At 39.1% G+C, this 18829-nt stretch carries 11 protein-coding genes; 1 reads left to right on the forward strand and 10 read right to left on the reverse strand.

The genetic code is table 11. The features are described 5' to 3' along the window. Positions 1–213: 213 nt before the first annotated feature. The 9 genes from F908_RS12530 to F908_RS12570 form a co-directional block, all read right to left on the reverse strand. Positions 214–777 (reverse strand): phosphatase PAP2 family protein, encoded by a 564-nt coding sequence (locus F908_RS12530; RefSeq protein ID WP_005162479.1) that lies wholly within the window; start codon positions 775–777, stop codon positions 214–216. A 138-nt stretch (positions 778–915) separates the two neighbouring features. Next, positions 916–1944 carry an IS701 family transposase gene (locus F908_RS12535; protein WP_081399852.1) on the reverse strand — a complete coding sequence of 343 codons (1029 nt, stop codon included), beginning with the start codon at positions 1942–1944 and terminating at the stop codon, positions 916–918. Between the two features lie 898 nt (positions 1945–2842). Beyond that, positions 2843–3589 carry an IS5 family transposase gene (locus tag F908_RS12540; RefSeq protein WP_005162482.1) on the reverse strand — a complete coding sequence of 249 codons (747 nt, stop codon included), beginning with the start codon at positions 3587–3589 and terminating at the stop codon, positions 2843–2845. Positions 3590–3794: 205 nt separating this feature from the next. Further along, positions 3795–5879 carry a BREX system Lon protease-like protein BrxL gene (gene brxL / locus F908_RS12545; protein WP_005162485.1) on the reverse strand — a complete coding sequence of 695 codons (2085 nt, stop codon included), beginning with the start codon at positions 5877–5879 and terminating at the stop codon, positions 3795–3797. Between the two features lie 5 nt (positions 5880–5884). Beyond that, a complete protein-coding gene (locus F908_RS12550) occupies positions 5885–8410 on the reverse strand; it encodes a PglZ domain-containing protein (protein ID WP_005162488.1) in 2526 nt (841 codons plus the stop codon). Continuing rightward, positions 8407–10269, reverse strand: coding sequence for a GmrSD restriction endonuclease domain-containing protein (locus tag F908_RS12555; protein WP_005162490.1), 1863 nt, complete (start codon positions 10267–10269; stop codon positions 8407–8409). Before F908_RS12555 ends, F908_RS12550 begins: the two co-directional genes overlap by 4 nt. After that, complete coding sequence (locus tag F908_RS12560; protein ID WP_005162492.1) at positions 10266–12167, reverse strand: BREX-1 system adenine-specific DNA-methyltransferase PglX; 1902 nt, start codon at positions 12165–12167, stop codon at positions 10266–10268. The genes F908_RS12555 and F908_RS12560 overlap by 4 nt, the downstream gene beginning before the upstream one ends. After that, the gene (locus F908_RS12565) at positions 12167–14065 is read right to left on the reverse strand and encodes an Eco57I restriction-modification methylase domain-containing protein (protein ID WP_005162494.1); all 1899 of its coding nucleotides are present in this window, start codon (positions 14063–14065) and stop codon (positions 12167–12169) included. Before F908_RS12565 ends, F908_RS12560 begins: the two co-directional genes overlap by 1 nt. Then, on the reverse strand, positions 14066–14563 hold the full coding sequence (locus F908_RS12570; RefSeq protein ID WP_005162496.1) for a hypothetical protein: 498 nt from the start codon (positions 14561–14563) through the stop codon (positions 14066–14068). It lies immediately after the preceding gene. A 42-nt stretch (positions 14564–14605) separates the two neighbouring features. Between F908_RS12570 and F908_RS12575 the strand changes: the two genes are divergently transcribed. After that, positions 14606–15634, forward strand: a complete 1029-nt coding sequence (locus tag F908_RS12575; protein ID WP_081399852.1) for an IS701 family transposase — start codon at positions 14606–14608, stop codon at positions 15632–15634. Here the strand turns inward: F908_RS12575 and brxC are convergent. Then, positions 15625–18816 carry a BREX system P-loop protein BrxC gene (brxC, locus tag F908_RS12580; protein ID WP_005162499.1) on the reverse strand — a complete coding sequence of 1064 codons (3192 nt, stop codon included), beginning with the start codon at positions 18814–18816 and terminating at the stop codon, positions 15625–15627. The two genes, F908_RS12575 and brxC, sit on opposite strands and share 10 nt — an antisense overlap. Positions 18817–18829 lie beyond the last annotated feature (13 nt).

Consider the following 18829-nt stretch of genomic DNA (forward strand, 5'->3'; position numbering starts at 1 on the left):
ACAAAAAGAGATTTTAAAATATGGAAATATAATTAAATCAAAATATTAAAAATGAAAAAAACTGAACAACATTTAAACAAATACTCTTCACAGAAAATAGATTATGCAATGATTTCTAAATCCACAAAATGCTATGGTAAATTTCTTATGGTTTAAACACAGTCATGATTTAAAGAAGCAATCATCATGTATCGCTTGTTTTTCACTATCAATTTATACATCTACAGCTTGCACAGTAATTGATTGCTTTGATTTTGAAATAAATCGTTTAATCAAAATATTGACGCTGAATACAATTAGAAAAGCCACAACAAAAGAACCTAATACATCAAAGGGAAAATGAACTCCCATGTAAATCCTTGACCATCCTACAATCAAACTTACAAATAATCCGAAAACACCAATTTGACGATACTCAGACATCAGAAATGAAAATGCGATAATTGCAACAGTGAGTGTATGTTGACTAGGCATAGACGAACTGGAACTGTGGTGAATCAAGGTGTGCCCTAATCCAAGATCGAAAGGTCTAGGATGATGATAAAATGCGTGTAATAACCTCACAACAAATGAAGATAGAACGACCATCACCACAGTTTTAAAATACTGAAATTGATATTTTTTATCCTTAAATAGCAATAAAACCGTTAGAAAAATCAGAAAAGCCCCTATCAGATTATATGATGAGAACATAGCGGCTTTCGCAAAAAATGAGTTTTCTGTAGCACCAGAATTAATCCAGTTAAATATACGAATATTGATCTCTTCAATAGACATTGCCTATCAATCCATAAGGGCTTTATGCGAGATAGACTAAAAACACGAACTTAAACCAAAATTAACTCTTATTAAATAGATGAAAATAGAGACTACGCCCACTGTAGACACAATTAACAGAATAGGACTTACGCACTATTATTTATAGATTCTCTGTGGTAGGAGATGATTTTTATCGAGAATAAAGTCATCAATGAAGTCTTTGATGATTGGTCTAAATAATTTCTTCTGCCAACGATATACATTTTCAAAGATCCGCTCAAACTGGTTCTTTTGTATCTCGACGTAGGCCATCAAGGCTGCAAAAATATGATTCAAAATCAGTTTAGATCGTCTTACTTGAAACTTTTCAATATGACAAACCTGTTTAATCACTCGGTGATATTGCTCTATTTTCCAATGACTTGAATGTAATTCATGAAAACCCTCAAAGGACAATAAATCATCTTCATCTTGATGCACAATATAAAACCTCTGCTGTTCTTTTAACTGAGTCTTAAATAATTGTACAAAGCCAAAATCTTTGAGCCAGACCACTTGACCCTGATGAAAATCTGGCAATAAACGCAGTTGAAACCATTGTCCTTTTTCTGGGGAAACCTTACGGTTACAGTCGATACCAAACATAAATCGAATACCATATTTTCTTATGGTTTTTAGATTTCCAGTCGATGAATACCAACTATCACCTGTAATAAATTGAATCTTTGCACCCCAACTAAGTACTTCACTTAACATATCCATAAAGTAATCATTCTTGGTTTTACCCTCAGATTTGTCATAAATTCGGAAATTAATTGGAATATTTTGACCATTCTGATCTGTCGCATACAGGGTAATGAGATTAATCCCCTTGACGGATCGGTGGTGTTTGCCTGACCAAAAATAGCTAACCAAGTCCATATGTTGACTATATGGTTTATCTAAAACAGTATCATCAATACTGACTATAAGTTTATTATTATCAATATGTTGAATTGCTTCTTGATATAGGTCGTGAGGTGTGTAGTCTTCACGCTCCAGAAAGCGATTTACACTATCATGCGAGATATTATAAGTCTCGGCAAGTTGTGTGCAGCTAATAGAGTTCGGTTCTGTCATGAGAAAGCCCATATAAATGGGTAATGTACAAGTTGCTGTAGAAGCATGTTTAGTTCGTCTGATCACAGATACTTTATAAACTATTTTAATACTTTTTTGAATCCGTCAATGCGTAAGTCCTACAGAATTAAAGTCATTCCAATCAGTTAACACCTGAACGATGCTAAATAGCATTTAAAGAAAACCCCAACGAGTGTGCAGCATCAATACCGTCCGAAATGTATAGATTAAATATTTGTGGTAGTATTGCGCGCAATTGGAAATCTCTTAACCAAGCTAGAAGAGTTTCGTTCTTTGATGCTCACGCTCAATGTATCCAAATATTTAGTCATAGCATCTGTTCGATCAGATCAATCGGTTGCGCTTTGCCTAAAAATCTTTGGACATACATCAGTGATGAATTCTTACTTTAAGTTTATTTCCCACTATTTGTCATAAATAGTCTATTTTCTAATCCGCTCAATCATTTTATTAGGTTGTTTAACACTGAATAAAGGCATGATTTTTTATGAATATTGAAAAAACTCAGACACCACGAATCAGTGTTGCCCCGATGATGGATGGGATCACTTTTTACATATAATACAACAATTACAATAACTTAACCATTTGCAGTACCTTTAGGGTTGCAATAAGGTTTCAACGAGTGAATTACACCTAAATAAGTAACATTAAAGTCATAAGAAAAAATTATATGGAAAACTAGGTCATGAGATTCGAACTCTCTAAACAACTTTTTAATAGATTCTATCTAGGTTTAATTCATTATTTATCAAACAATTAAAATCTAATAGAATCTTATAAGTTTTATAATTTGTGCCAAATTTTGTGACAACGCCTTTTTTAAGAAATGCTTTTTATAACAAGAATTTGGTGGAGATGGTGGCAGTTGAACTAATATTAAAACATCAATTATTTCATAATCTTAATAGGGTCTGTTGACATTTACTGTTCATAATTAAACCTATAAAGGTAGCCATAAAAATATACAGGCTAAGGCAACAGCACTTTGATAATTTCTTTTGAGCTTGTCATATCGAGTAGCTATCCCTCTAAATTGTTTTAATCTACAAAACATATTTTCAACTAAATGCCTGATTTTATATAAATACCAGTCCATATGATCATTGTTCGATTGGCTATTTATTTTCTTTGGTATATTCGCTTTTGTTCCTGTTTTTCTGATCTGCTCACGCAGTGGTTCTGAATCATAGCCTTTATCTGCGCATACCACTTCTGTCTCTTTTAAATCTAATGTTGCTATTAAATCAGGTGCAACTTTGATGTCATGTGTAGTGCCATCGGTAATCATGAAATCAATAGGATTGCCATGTGAATCAACAATCAAATGTATTTTTGAGGAGTTTCCTCCTACACTTTTAGAAATGGATTGATTCGCTATACCGGCAGAATGTTGATGAGCACGTACGTGAGAGCCATCAATAAAAATCCACTCCATATCGGGGCATGATGCTAATAATTTGAATAATCTAAGCAACTTACCGCTGCTTGACCAACGATTAAAACGTTTGAAAATAGAGTTTGATTGACCGAAATAGGAAGGAATATCTCGCCACGGACAGCCTGTTCTAATTCTATAGAGAATAGCTTCAATAGAATTACGTAAATTTGAGTTGTGATGAATAGATAAATTACGCAAAATAGTTTTCAACTTTTGCCAGTGTTGATCTGTCAGCATGGTACGAGGCATAGCGAATAGTAAAATTGGGTTTGGCGATTTGATTTTACTACTTCGCTATTTTTTTAAGCTAAAAGTGTCAACACACCCTATTTAATTTTTATTATTTTTAACCCAATGTTACCCACCAACACAATAAGAGCAATCTAATGATGACGTCTGAATAGCCTTCTTTTAAGCAAAAGTCAGCCATTCTTTCAAAGAATAAATATTCAAATTAATCAACACGAAAAATATCTACTTTAGTTTCAAGACATTTCCTAAGGCTTAAGTCATTTGACCCTATTTCGAACCACCCTCCTGGTTTCTGATAAAAATCTAGCCCTCGCCCTATTTTGATGATCCAGCCATTATCTAAACGAATTTCACGATCATGGATGTTAGGATTCAACTCAATCTCAAGCTCAACATCCATCTCAAGCAAACTTTGCTTCAATTCACCTAATTTCTCTGCAATATCGGCTAACTGCGTATTATCATCATACCCTGTGATTAAATTGATTTTCTTAACAGGTCCAGCCTTTAAAGCACATTCACAAAAGCGAACGAAATTTTGTATCTGATGTGGAAGCCGAATGTATGGATCCTCAATAATGAGTGTCTTCACTTCTTTTAGATAAGGTCCAATAATTGATTCATAGCTATGACCAACATCCCCATACATAATTGTAAAATGCTGCTCAATCAGCTTATCTTGAATAACTGTTAAATCAGAGGTTGGAACTATTGATTTAACTTCTATCTCAGCAGGTATCGATGTAAATTGCTTTGGTCTTGTTTTGGTTTCTTGATCACGTTCAGACGCAAATTTTTCGTTAAGCTGCCTTCTAAATGGTTGCTGTGTTGCTAATGCCTCTTTAGACTCAGGACAATACACTATAATTTCTTGTCCCTGCGCATTGATGAATGAAAGATTAATATTGGCAAACTCATCATCAGGTTTGCGTTTGTTCATTTGCTCTTTCACGCGTCGACGACATTCAACAGCATAAGCTACATATTCTTCAAATTCTTCATCAGAGGGAATTCCAGTTGGATGAAGAATTTTCAAAAAGGCACATACTGTCTTTTTAATACCTTTTTCATCTCGCCCTTCAACAGCCTTCCCAAGCTGAATACGTTTACTAACTTCTTCATATCGATTGGTATGTTTAAATTGATAGTGAAATGCTTCTGCTAAGTAATCCGTGATAAATCCATAGTTATTCGTGAGAAAATCACTGCTATTTTTTGGCATTTCCCAGCCAGGAATATAGGCAGCAAATCGATCCATAATAGCCAAATCGAACTCAGCCGGTAATGGTTGAAAAAGATCGTACTCTACAGAGTTAACTACCTGACTAATAGAAAGATCAAAGTTACCGACAAAGCTTAAACTAGCATCAGCAATGACTTCAGCTCCCCGAGAGAAGCGACCATTTGCCATAAAATCCTTCATAATTTGAATGGTATCTGGATCCTTGACTTTTATGCCACCCACTTCATCAAAGGCCACCGTATCCCAAAAACCAACCAAGCCAACCTTACGACGTGCGTTATTGTAAAACAGCGCAGACTTGGTTGCTTGTCCCCCTGAAATCAAAGTGGCATACGGTGAAAACTCACTAAAGAAATATGATTTTCCGGTACCACGCGGTCCAAGCTCTATGTAATTATAATTAGGTTCTACCAAAGCTGCGAGACGCGCAATAAAGTGCATACATACTCGTTTTGACAGCTTCTGTGGTTCAAGTCCAACGGTACGTAAAATAACGTCAATCCACTCGTCACGGGTGAATTGAGTCCGCCCTTCACAGTAACGTTCAAAATCAAAGCGACTAATCTGAATTGGACGAAGGTCTTCAATATAAAATGCATAATCATCTTCTTCAATCGCATTATGTGCTAGTGTCACTTCAGCCCAAATACCACCTTCCAATAAACGATCATTATCACGATAGAACTTTTCACCGATAGCAATACGTTGTGAATTAAAATTCTCTAATGATGCCCAATGCCTTTTTTCTTTCTCAACATATCGAACATGGACCTTGTCAATGAAGCGGTGCTTTCCCTTGGTCGCAACCTTTGACTGTGCAGCATTAGCTTCATCAGGTTTTACATAGTTGTCTTGTAGGCTGGCTAACACAGCCTCCATGCCAGAATCCATTTCTGCTTGATCATCACTTGCACAAAAGCGCGCAAGTAAAAACTCAAGTACGAAAGTAGGAACATTAGTTCCCTTCTTAATACGATGAAGTAAATCTTTGCGCAGTACCTTACCATCAAAGGTAGAGATTAGCTTTTGGTCAAGTTGATTCATAGTTTTTACACCGCATAGTCTGTTGCCAGATCAAGCTGGCAGTAAACTGTATAAGTAGCAGGATTCAAAGCTTTTATTTTAAATTTACCTTCAAAATCCATTTGCATTTTCATTGTAACCTGAACCTTATCCCCAGGCTTTAAAGACAATGATCCAGTTGCAGGATTTACTACTCCCCCTACTTTTGCCTCTCCTACGACTTCGCCTTTGCTATCGTGTGCCTCAAGCAAAATCTCGAAGTCATTCTCAACCGAGAACATATCAGCAGTTTCTACAGCTAGATCAATTACGGGCATACGAGTAGTAATAAATTTGGCTCCATTCTTATAGCTCATAACCACAAATGCTTTATGCAAAATCGGCTGATTGGAGGCTTTTAATTGCATTGTTATCACTGGAACCACACTCTCCTGCAAGGAGATTCCACCATGATAATAAAGAAGACCACTGCGGTAAGAAGCTAACGAATATGGTGCAGCGAATTTAGCAAAATCCCCCCGGATCCCCATCTTCTCTGCTGACACCACAAGGTGATTAACATCACCAACACCATCACCAAGTGCACATCGATCATGAATACCAATCCAGTTATTACCAGATAGTTTATTGCAGACATCACCGGCACCAGCATGTGTATTCATAAAGAATCCATGATCAGTGGCTATCACTACCTCATGAAAACCACGCTCTTTCAATTTATGTATTGCGACACGAATACGTTTTAATGCATTCATGATTTCTGCAGGTGCAGTATCAGGGTGATTCTCAAAATGACTATCAATCTCAACTGCTCGAAGTACAAGTAAATCGGTTTCAGGGGATAAATCAAAACGACCACGAACGAAATCTTCCAATCGTCCTTCTTCAAAACGCTGGCCATACTTTTTACGGAACACATCCATACGTTGAGCGACTGTATTTACTACAAGCTCTCCCAACATGGGGAGTAGGCTCTGTTGGTCATTTTTGATGTGAAGTTGCTGCCCAGCTCCTGGCAACAAACTAGCCATACCCATTGGTGTGATGCTAGGCAATTGCGCCATTGCAGCCTGTACTTCTACATGCCCGTCCTCTACCAGTTGCCGTTCTAGCTCTACACCCAATTCATAACGTAGTGCATCAATCATAAAGTAAGCTACTTTATGACCATTTTTTTGTAATTTAGGGGCAACAACTCGATCAAATACATCTGCATTTGATAAATATCCAGTCAGTGGCCATCCTCTTTGCTCTACATGACGAGTGAAGATCAATTGAACTTTCTCGACTAACTTTCCATACTGCTTACGAACCTGGCTCTTAACCGGCGTCATTACACCCCGTGTATCTTGCCAATCATAGTCACTAACCGCTTGCTCAAATTCACGATGTAAACGGTCTACTTCACGTAATTGAGTTATGTAGAAACTCACCAATGCTTCAAGATTCCTTGCATTTTCTGAAAACAGCCGTTCCATATCATCACAAGTTTGAAGCAATTCAGTTGCTGATCTGATCAGATCCCATTGAGCTCTCGTCTCTCCTTTACCCGTCCAGACTGATTGCTGATGGCGTTCAAAAATATTTCGTACCTGAGTAATATCATCACGAAGAATAGCTTGAATAGCTCTATTTAAAAAAGTGCGCTCTTCAAATGGGAAGGTATCCCGATCACCGAGATCAGGCCAACCTTCAAATAAATTGACTAGATCAAGCTCTTTTTCAATCTCGTCAGCACGATCAATATAAAGACTCTGAGTACGACGATCGTTTCTTATACGATCACACAAATCTTCAATTAATGGTTTTGCATGAGTTTCCGCTTGTGGGACATCAGCCAAACTCAAAGGTAAACTACCTGGAAGATCAAATACAAATTCGCTAAATAAAACAAACCGCCATAACTCATCCGCGATTGACTCCCATGTCTTAACACGAGTCTTCAAGGTCAACCCAATACTATTAGCCAACAAGTCTTGAGCTTCAGCAATCCAATTATCACCACTCTTCAACGCTGCTTGCTGTGCATCATTTGGTACAAGTAATGAGTGCATAATATCCCTTGCCGATTCAACCATTAACAACGCACGTAAATTAGGCCACCCTAATCCTCCGCCAATAGCATCTATTACAGCAAAACTTGGCAATGCATCCTGCTGAAATATAGCTCGTACAGCAGTTGCATGGTCTGGCTTTGCTTTCAAACAAATACTTTCAAAATTATCCCCATCCCCTTCTGGGAAAATACTGCCTGCCGCGGCAATTGGAGCAAAAGGATCTGACTGCTTTTCTTCATCACTCTGTGGGGCTTTTTTAGGTATATATACCAACATACCCGTAAGCTGCTTTTCGACTACATCCCGTAATCCTTGAATTGCAGCAATTCTGCTTTCAATACTACTCTTTGATACATCTAAAACTATCAACTTTTCATCAGCTAGAGTATTGCAGAGATTTTGATAATGACCATCAGGGTCATACACCACAAGACAACCAGTCTTTTGCACACGAGGACGAAAAATTTTGTCTTGAATAAACTCAGCTATACTCATTCAACGGACTCCGATTGCTCCACTTTATTAGCAAGATGATTTGCCCACAATGTATCTAATGTAGGATTAAGTCCTTCTGTCAATGCATACATCGCTGAAACTAATAAATCAGCCCTATCTCTCAAAAATTCACTAAAATCATCATTCAATTTCTTTTTAAATACAGCACTATCCATATCTGCGTAATGTGCCTTACCAAGTAAATCAAATGAAATAAGGTGAGATTTCAAACGATCTCGCACAACACATTCATCAGACCATTCCACACGTTCTTGTAAATACTCTAGTGGATCTTTACGACCAATAATTCGATTAGTCTTCCAAGTAATCAGTGCACAGTTCAATGCCTTATAACTAGGTATATCAGCCTCTGCAAGTAATGCATCTGGAAAGATATGGTGATATTCACGATTCTGAATACTTTCATAAGTTGCTGTTCTATGGTCAGCAAAATCGATAGCCCCTAAATAAGTAGTGACTGCCAAAATAGCACGTGCTTCAATACCTGCTGCCTTCGGCCATCCCGCTGCCATAAGAGAATCAGCATCCACGAGAGGAAATTCGGATCGATTCAGGACAGGTATAGTTACTAACTCATCCTCTATAAACGCTGGGTTTTTCAATAATGTTTTAATAGCTTTAAAATCGGCATACGCTCGTGATGCGGTAGAATTTTCATAACGATCTGTAAAGAAGGCCGACCATAAATATCTACGCAGTAATTTTTCTGCCTTTGCCAAGAAATCACCATTATCAGGAATTAACTCATATGTAGCAGCAATAACTGCAAGAACGGCATTTGTTGGCAACCTTGCTTCATCAAATACACCTTGGCTCGTTAAAAAGGATGCCATACGTTCAAGTCCCCTTTCTAATTTTGGCCAATTCACTAACAATTGTTTTTTGTCCATTTCAATCATGCCGCGCGTATTAGGCAATTTATCTTGGAGCAATGCTGAAGTAGATAAAATGAGATCGGATACATTCCCATAGCGGGCAGCTTTTGGACATTTGTCAGTTAAACTAGCTTCAAGAGCATGTAGTGACTGTTCAGCAACACTTTCTACTTCAGCTACAATAATATCGTATAAAGACAAAGGCTTACTGTTTGTATTCATGTTGATAAATACTTGTAAAGCAACATCCTTACTGGTATCTGCAGGTAATGAAAGATATGGCAAATTAAAATGAGTGACACGCTCACGTAATGTAGTGATTTCTGCTTTAATCTGATCGCGAATGGCACTATAAGCTCTATACTTGTTAAGTGCATCTGGGTCATTATCTGAAGGTTCCAATGGTTTTGTAGCATCATTCAACCAACTATCTATCTCTACAGAAATATCCCCAGGTCGAAGCAACGAAATAGGTAATACTCCTCGTTTAAAACACTGAGCAGGCTCTTCTGCCCAACGAGGCATTCGCATGTTTTGGTTATTTTGCCAGCGTGGAATGCATCGAATTTCAACATCTTTATTCACGGGATTATTTATACGGTCGAACTGCGGTAAATATACGAAAAAAGTTTCCGCCTCGTAATTGTTATGCATCGCTCGCCAAAATGTAGTCAAACGTTGTTGGCCATCTAACAAATGTTGTGTCACAGTACCTTGTGTCGTAGGGGTAGCTGTAGAGATATAGCGAGATTCAAATTTCTCTGTTCCTGCCACCTCAAGGACTAAGGTAACGCCCACAGGTAAATTGTTAATAATCGTATTTAAAAAGCTTGTAATGCGCCCTCTATCCCATGCTTCGAAGCGTTGGAAACGTGGTAGCTTAACCATCCCCTGTTGAATATTCTGATACCAAACGCCCAGTGCTCTATCCTGTGCTTTACTCGATTGTTGCATAATACTCATTTATCTGTTTCCGCTTTCTTTTTACTGCGTGTTTTTTTAGGCGCAACTTCAGGTTCGACATAAATACTCTCAAGCCCGTGTGCAATCGCAAGAGATTTATCCGTTTTACATTTTTCACGTACGCGTTCTGGCCAATAGTTCATGGCCAAATGAGCCCAGTCATAGTCGCCTTTTTCTGACTTAGTCCAAGTATCCTTCAATAGTTTTTGCCATGGCTTGTGACGGAATAATGACCACAATGGTGCAGCAGTAATTTGTACGCCGTCATCATGATTAGGTTGATACGTAGGTGCGATCTTAAGCAAAGTATCACGTAAGTCAGTCAACTCTTGTTCAAAGGTTTGCAACATTTCATAGCGTTTTTCGTCTTCACTTAAACGGCTGCTACCTTTTGAACGAAGCTCAGCACATTCACGGCTGACTTGAGTAAGTTTGCCATTTGGGCCATCCAAGAAATCATTAATTGCAGTAAATAAGGTTTGATTAGTTAAAGATGGATAGTAAATCCAAAGCGTATAACTTCCTGAGGCTGTTGATAGTGGCCAATAAATTGGCGCTTTCCGTCGGCTCTTAGAATAAAGCTTTAAATGGAAAGCAAAGAAATCTTTTTGTAGCCAACGACGCACGTTATCTGGAACAGGAACACTAACTCTATTCAACACCTCCTCGATTAAATGAGGCAGATCATGTGGGTGTCCTGAGTCATCCACCAAGATACCACTATGATGATGAAATGGTTTAGTGTCATCTGGCAACATGCCTGGAGATTTTTCTGGTAGAGGATCAAATGGTTCGGGTTCAGGAGGAGCTTGACGCTCACCAGTAGCCAGCCTCCAATCGAAGCGACCAAAGGCTACACCAACTGCCCAGGATAGCAATCCAGCTGTCTTATCTATCACGGGCTCATTTTCTTCATCTAATTCTTCATCAGCGATTATTTCTGAAAACTCTCCAGATGCAGACAATCCTTGATCACCAAGTGCAGCAGCTCGATCCGAGTCTGAAAATTCGTATAATGAAAATGTGATGTCATCGATCTTTACTTGTATATTTGCAAGTTCCTCATCCATTATTTTCGGATCGAAGTCGCCAATACGGGATCTTAAAGCAGTAGGTAACAAAAATGCATGAGACTTTTCTTCGGATGATGCAAGCATACGTTTGAGCGACCAACCACGCCGAGCAAGTCTAGATAGTTGAAGGCACTGCTCAGTACTCATTGGAGTAACAGGAATTCCACCAATTAATCCAGCTTCATACTGAACTCCCCCAACTTTACCGGCAAACAGACGCACAAGATAATCAAATGGTCGACTATTAAAAATCGCAAGCCATGCTTCTAACTCATCAAAGGGGGCAAAAGCCATCTTACCAGCAACGCTAAAGATGCTATTTTTGGGCACTACCTGCGCTGAAAAATTTATGCCACGCAGAGGCCATGTTAATCCAGGTTGCAAAAAGTAATTAGTAGCCGTATCACGAAGCATCCAAACATTAGAGCGAATTCCACCTTTCTCGTTGAGATTATTCTTGATCTCTGCACCATTACTCCCCCAATTCACAACAACTGGCATGTCCGCATAGAACCTAGAAAATGATCCGCCTTTTGCAAATCCAAACCAGCCTGGTCCGTGAGACTCCCACCAGACGCGAATGAATCGGAAATCATCAGCTGTTGCCAACCCCTGCTTAACCGTACGTTGTTCATTATTAAATGCAGGAAAACATTTGAAGGTAGAGCGAACGGCTTCACTTACCCAATATGCAAATGGAGCTCCTGGAATTTTAAAAAAACTGGCTGGATCAACTTCAAAAACATTATTACCACCAGTACGAATAGCTGTAGTCAGAGCATTATTCTTATCTTTAGCTTCTAATAAACGTAAAAAAGTGGTCATTATTGTTTCTCCAATACATAAGCTGCAGCTTCTACCATCGCATCATCCATCACACCATGTCCTAAATCAGCCATAACTTCAGGTTTAGCAATACCTAATACAACTTGTTCACGCCATTTTTGAAAACTAGATAGGAAAAAACAGGTTCGTGAAGTGATGGCACCAATGCGGCCCCTAGCATGTAATAGTTCCAATCCACGTTCTACCATAATAGCTAGCAGATCATTCTTACTACGTGGATAAGCTTTAGTAAGTTGATCTTTAGTGCCAGATGCTAATGCACCAAATGGTGGATTCATTACTACGACATCAAACTTTTCACGACAAAGATCAATCAATCGTAAACCTTGTAGTGCATCTTGAGTAAATAGTCTCCCTTGATATGTCGATTTAGCTGCATGAGCGAATTCAGCTAGGGCTGCACGCAAATTCGATTCGATCTGTTCCCAAGTTTTCCCTGTTTGGCGATCATCGAATAAATCAATGTTCTTTCCATAAACCTTTTCAATCAAAGATGGTAATTCACGCTCAACTCGAAGAAGCACACCAAGCTCAGGAAGTCCTTTAAGCATTTGTAAAGTCTTCTCAAACAACTCAGCATCAAGTTGATCTAGACTGGAAGCGAACTGCAAACGTAACTCTTTTTCAGATGGAGGAGCGACCGCTGCCACAACATGACCCTGGCCAATACATGGGCGCTCTTTTGCTTTTACTTCTGCATCATGCCACGCACGCTGTGCACGTAACCATAAAGCCAATGTAGCAATCTGCGCAGCTCGTGGATCAATATCGACACCATAGATATTGTGTTCAATAATGAGTCGCGGGACATCGAGTAAAAATGCCGCTTCATCCTCATAAGTATGACAAAGTGGTTTAAAAGCAGCATTTAGTTGGGTTGATACATCCAAAGAACCAGGGCCATTCTGTTGCTCCCATGCCCAAGCCTCTCGATAAATTTGCTCAAACAAATCGAATGCGTACAAACCAAAATGCATAGAACCACAAGCAGGATCTAAAAGTTTTAAAGTTCGTGGATCTCTTATTTTGAGCGATACTTGCGGTTGTTCATCTGGCTTGACCAATAAATACTGGCAACGCTCACGTAACTCAGTCTGTCCACCTGTCGCATTAAACCACAGGCGACCAAGCGTATTATCCACCAAAAATTCAACTACATAGCGTGGGGTAAAGAACTGATTACGTACTGCAAGCTCTCGGCTATTACGTGGTGCCTGGGAAGCATCACGCATGGCTTTACGCTCTTCTTTTGAGTTAAAATACTGATAGATCCAACCGATGGTTTCATCTTCTGCCCAAAGCGGTTCGATTTCAAAGTGATTCAATTCATCAAGCAAAGTGCGCAGTGCTGTTTCACGCGGAAACAGCAAAGCATTTGCAGCATAACGATCAAACAATGTTGGCAGTTCTTGTGCTAGTTCATCAAACACACTAAACAAATAGATCTGATAAGCCTGACCTGTTTCACCTAAGGCAGTACCTGCGATTCTGCTATAAAGTTGATAGCCACGTGACTGATAGCCTTTACTCACAGATTCGATTAACTGTCCACGTGCTTCCATCATCAACAGTGCAGCCAACCGATTAAGAACAGTAAAGGCTTGCTCACGTACCATACGATCAAGCACAGCAATACGGTGATCAGTATCATCCTGATCTTCACCTAGATAATGAGCCAAAGTTTGGCGTAATACCTCTGCCGTATGACGTTGCCTATCATCCAAGTGAGTCAGCCTATCCATAGGTGTGATTTCGCCAGTCTTAGGATCTAGACCATAAGTTTGTTGAAGCTGAATACTAAATTCATCGGATAATAAACTACGGCAACTGTTAACCAGCTTTTGTAAACGTCCCCGTGTTGTTTGATCAAAAGCCATTTATTCTTCCTGTAGTTCAAGATTGACAGCAAAAGCATGAGCATATTTCAGCTCACCACGCAGTTGTTGCAGTTGAGCGATCAACGTATCCAGGTCATCTATTGTGGTGATTTTAGTACGTGCTTGAATGCTCCGTGCGATCGGCTGTTTGATCTCTGGAGCTTCGCCTGAAAGTACCTCAGCGTGAATACTTTCTAACTCTTCTTTAATCCGCTGTTGTCCCAAACGCTCAATGCGGTGCTTTAGTGCCTGCACCTGAGTTTGCAACTCATAATCTTTATTGAGCATAATTTTTAAGCCAGCCAGATCAGGATTTACATCCACGATCAAGCGCTCAAGGTTGCCCAATAGTTCAGTTTGCTCTTGCTGGGTAAGTTTGATCCACTCAGGTACGCGCTTTAGGTCAACTTCAGCCTCCTTAACGCGCTTTTTGAGTAAATCTTGCATCGCAATTACCGCATCGCGAATACGAGCTCGAATAGTATAGGACTTACGCATTGACGGATTCAAAAAAGTATTAAAATAGTTTATAAAGTATCTGTGATCAGACGAACTAAACATGCTTCTACAGCAACTTGTACATTACCCATTTATATGGGCTTTCTCATGACAGAACCGAACTCTATTAGCTGCACACAACTTGCCGAGACTTATAATATCTCGCATGATAGTGTAAATCGCTTTCTGGAGCGTGAAGACTACACACCTCACGACCTATATCAAGAAGCAATTCAACATATTGATAATAATAAACTTATAGTCAGTATTGATGATACTGTTTTAGATAAACCATATAGTCAACATATGGACTTGGTTAGCTATTTTTGGTCAGGCAAACACCACCGATCCGTCAAGGGGATTAATCTCATTACCCTGTATGCGACAGATCAGAATGGTCAAAATATTCCAATTAATTTCCGAATTTATGACAAATCTGAGGGTAAAACCAAGAATGATTACTTTATGGATATGTTAAGTGAAGTACTTAGTTGGGGTGCAAAGATTCAATTTATTACAGGTGATAGTTGGTATTCATCGACTGGAAATCTAAAAACCATAAGAAAATATGGTATTCGATTTATGTTTGGTATCGACTGTAACCGTAAGGTTTCCCCAGAAAAAGGACAATGGTTTCAACTGCGTTTATTGCCAGATTTTCATCAGGGTCAAGTGGTCTGGCTCAAAGATTTTGGCTTTGTACAATTATTTAAGACTCAGTTAAAAGAACAGCAGAGGTTTTATATTGTGCATCAAGATGAAGATGATTTATTGTCCTTTGAGGGTTTTCATGAATTACATTCAAGTCATTGGAAAATAGAGCAATATCACCGAGTGATTAAACAGGTTTGTCATATTGAAAAGTTTCAAGTAAGACGATCTAAACTGATTTTGAATCATATTTTTGCAGCCTTGATGGCCTACGTCGAGATACAAAAGAACCAGTTTGAGCGGATCTTTGAAAATGTATATCGTTGGCAGAAGAAATTATTTAGACCAATCATCAAAGACTTCATTGATGACTTTATTCTCGATAAAAATCATCTCCTACCACAGAGAATCTATAAATAATAGTGCGTAAGTCCTATAGTAGTGAGATTGCTATTAAAATCTGCTGCAAAACGATAAAATTCTACTTGCTGCAAACGCTCTTCGGTAAGAGCTAGTATCTCTGCCAATTCTTCTTTCAGATTCGTCAGTAAAGGAGTATTCGGGAAATTGGCTATTGCAATGCAATGTTGATGTAAATCACGCAGTGTTTGCTCTAGGCCGTTCTCCAAATTAAGTCTTACTTCTGCAGCCCATTTGAGACTTTCAAACAGATCTGATTGCTCATTACCCAAACGACGCGGCGCATCTGAGGCATCTGTAAGCAATACCTCATTAATTTCATGCGTAAGATTTTTCAGGCGATCTACACCTGGCAAGTCTAAGCTACGTAATTTTTCTGTAAGCGGTCCATATTGATGTTGCAACTGTGGAAAGAGCTTAGTAGTCACTTTACTAATCTCATCTTCCAATGGTATTACCATGTCACCAGTGAGCTCTGTTAAGCGCACTGCTGCTAAAGCTAATACATCGTTAGAAGGACGGTCGCCCCCACGTAGTGATATACCAATGTTTTTGAAGCTATTATTATTTTTCAGAGCATCGAGTGCTTGCTGACCATTCACAGTAACTTCACGGCCAGCCACTTTGAGCTTAATCTCACCAGCCAACAGCATGGCAGCGATAATATAACGCAACGTGTCTGGAGACCAACCAAAAGGAGCATCCACGAAAGTATCAGTCAAGCGTTTTCCATCGACTGTACCATTACGATCAATATAGTCATGAATACTGACCATTGCTAAGTGATCAGTACGGATACTGTGTCGGCCACCCTGCGTTTGAACAAGATTCAGCGGATCAAGTGGGCTAGTAATTCCAGACAAATTACCTACTCTAAGAAACTTTTCTGCGAGGTCAGTACCAACGCGCACAGGAGCTTCGGCATAACGATCAAACACTTGTTCCGCAACGCCACTAAGGTGTTTACGAGCTGCTTCCGATAAGTCTGTTGCGAAGGTATCAACGGCAATCGCTTGACCACGAAAAATATATGAGCCTTGTAACAGACTACGTTGAATGATTGCTCGTAATTTAGTACTGAGATGTTCCGCTCGGTCAGCCTGCCCATTGCAGTAGTCACGAATTTCTTGGTCAGGATCACTTCGATAACGGTTGGAAATTTCACGACAACGATAAATATCTGCTGTTAGGTCATCCATTTCAGGTGTAGTACGCCCAGCCAAGTAAATATTAAATTTAGATGAATGGTGCCTTGATTCATCAATCAACCGTATACGTGCATTTTCTATTTCTCTTGCATCTACCAATTCTACAATGGTCTGGATTTGATTACGCTCACCTGCTAAAGAAGCAGGTACATTACCTAATGATTGAGATTTTAGACCAGTCGATACAGAATACGAACCATGTAACTGCGTCGTAGGTAGCGGATAAGCATTAGTCAAAGCTTCATTAACAATACGACGAAGTTCAACACTACGCAGTGCGACCTGACTACGTTCTTGCTCAATATCATTTAGTTTTTCACTGAAAAAACATAAATTACCATCTTGCTCACCAAAGGGCACGATAGGATCATTAATAAGATCTTCGACAGCCTTATTAATATCATCTGCCGGAGATATCCCCACAACGCTTGAATGCATAAGACTTGTGACATTTTGGCGAGTAATAGGCAGATTACCCAGTATTTGCAAGATAGCGACTGTTTTTGCAATATTTTGATGTAATTCTGAATGAGCAAATCGAATCTTTGTGGCTTTTTCTACCGATGTGTAAAGTGATGTAAAGGCGCGTTTGATATCTTTATCTAATGCATCAAATAACGTAACTGAAGTGACTAACCAACCTACATGTTGATCAATAACAGCAGGTTTACCTTCAGATCCTTCAATAAGAATATCTTGTACTACCTTAATCGCTGAACGTAATCCGATACCACCAGTAGATTTAGCCAGTGCGCCCAACAAATGCAGTAAGATATCAAAATGGGCAGGTAAAAAAGGATATAAGTCAATAAATGTTTTGCGATCGAAATCTACACCATAGACTCGTGCATCCACGAGCTTAGTATTCTGACGTAGCTGCTGACCATATTGATCAAACAAACCTCCCAACTCAGTTTCAGCTGCTGCTGACTTACCCAATAAACGCGTATAACAAATCTCTTTAATATCATTCGACTCAAGAGCAATTTGAATAGGAAAACGATCATTGAGCTTAAATAACTCAGGAGAATTTAACGCTGCTTTTGCATCATCTGCTGTAAGTGTTTGCTGTGCAGTTCCTACAATCCAGACCTTACCATCACCAATATTTTTGAGGTTTTTCGCCAAACCATCCAGGTTCAAAATTAGATTAGGTCGTGGACCAACATACTGACCGACCTCATCGATGATGAAGATAATGTATTCCTTACCTGATGCCTCACGGGCAATCTCCAGCATTTCACGTACACGGTCATTTTCAAAAACAACAATTTCACTAGCTTCAGTAGTAAATGAAGTCGGTGTCTTAAATAATGAAGGATAAAGTTTATGAGCGATCTCAGGAATTAAACTGTCAACGACTAGTTCATCATTTCGATAATTACCCCAATCTTCCCCACCCGTCGCTTCTTTGAAGGCATCCAAGAATTCATTATAACGGCCTTCTTTTTTCAGTCGACGTTCAAGTGCAGCAACTTTTAGATTACGTGAATAGCCAGCCCATTGTAGGACCTTATAAAATAGTACTGTTGAGACCTCTTCCATGGTGGCACCAGCAACCTGCTCACTGGCCAAGTCCAACATGAGTACTGCAGCTGGGAAGCGTTTAGCTACATTTGAAAGCAAGGCTTTTGTTTGCTGACGTTTAAGTCGATCTTGCAAATGCTGGATAAATGGAATGCCATCAATAGTAACGCGATCATCAAATGCCAAACCTAAATATTTAGTGAATGAGCTCTTACCTGAACCATAGAAACCCGAAACCCAAACGCCTACTTCATTTTCACCACCAATATCCATGGCAGCTTCCATTTTGAGCAAAAGACTCTCAAACTGCTCATCAATACTATCAGTAACAACATATTCGGAAATTTCCGATTTCAGTCGTTCCTCTTGTGAAACGCCGTAAGTAATAACTTTTTCAATACTACGATTTATATTTTTGCTAGGATCAAAAAGCTGTTTGATCGTCATGTTATGCCTCAAT

This window comes from Acinetobacter sp. NIPH 284, from assembly GCF_000369425.1.
Taxonomy (GTDB): domain Bacteria; phylum Pseudomonadota; class Gammaproteobacteria; order Pseudomonadales; family Moraxellaceae; genus Acinetobacter.

Excerpts from the sequence above, each read along its gene's own strand:
- F908_RS12530 (WP_005162479.1), bottom strand. The coding sequence starts at position 777 with ATGTCTATTGAAGAGATCAATATTCGTATATTTAACTGGATTAATTCT.
- F908_RS12540 (WP_005162482.1), bottom strand. The coding sequence starts at position 3,589 with ATGCCTCGTACCATGCTGACAGATCAACACTGGCAAAAGTTGAAAACT.
- brxL (WP_005162485.1), bottom strand. The coding sequence starts at position 5,879 with ATGAATCAACTTGACCAAAAGCTAATCTCTACCTTTGATGGTAAGGTA.
- F908_RS12550 (WP_005162488.1), bottom strand. The coding sequence starts at position 8,410 with ATGAGTATAGCTGAGTTTATTCAAGACAAAATTTTTCGTCCTCGTGTG.
- F908_RS12555 (WP_005162490.1), bottom strand. The coding sequence starts at position 10,269 with ATGAGTATTATGCAACAATCGAGTAAAGCACAGGATAGAGCACTGGGC.
- F908_RS12560 (WP_005162492.1), bottom strand. The coding sequence starts at position 12,167 with ATGACCACTTTTTTACGTTTATTAGAAGCTAAAGATAAGAATAATGCT.
- F908_RS12565 (WP_005162494.1), bottom strand. The coding sequence starts at position 14,065 with ATGGCTTTTGATCAAACAACACGGGGACGTTTACAAAAGCTGGTTAAC.
- F908_RS12570 (WP_005162496.1), bottom strand. The coding sequence starts at position 14,563 with ATGCGTAAGTCCTATACTATTCGAGCTCGTATTCGCGATGCGGTAATT.
- brxC (WP_005162499.1), bottom strand. The coding sequence starts at position 18,816 with ATGACGATCAAACAGCTTTTTGATCCTAGCAAAAATATAAATCGTAGT.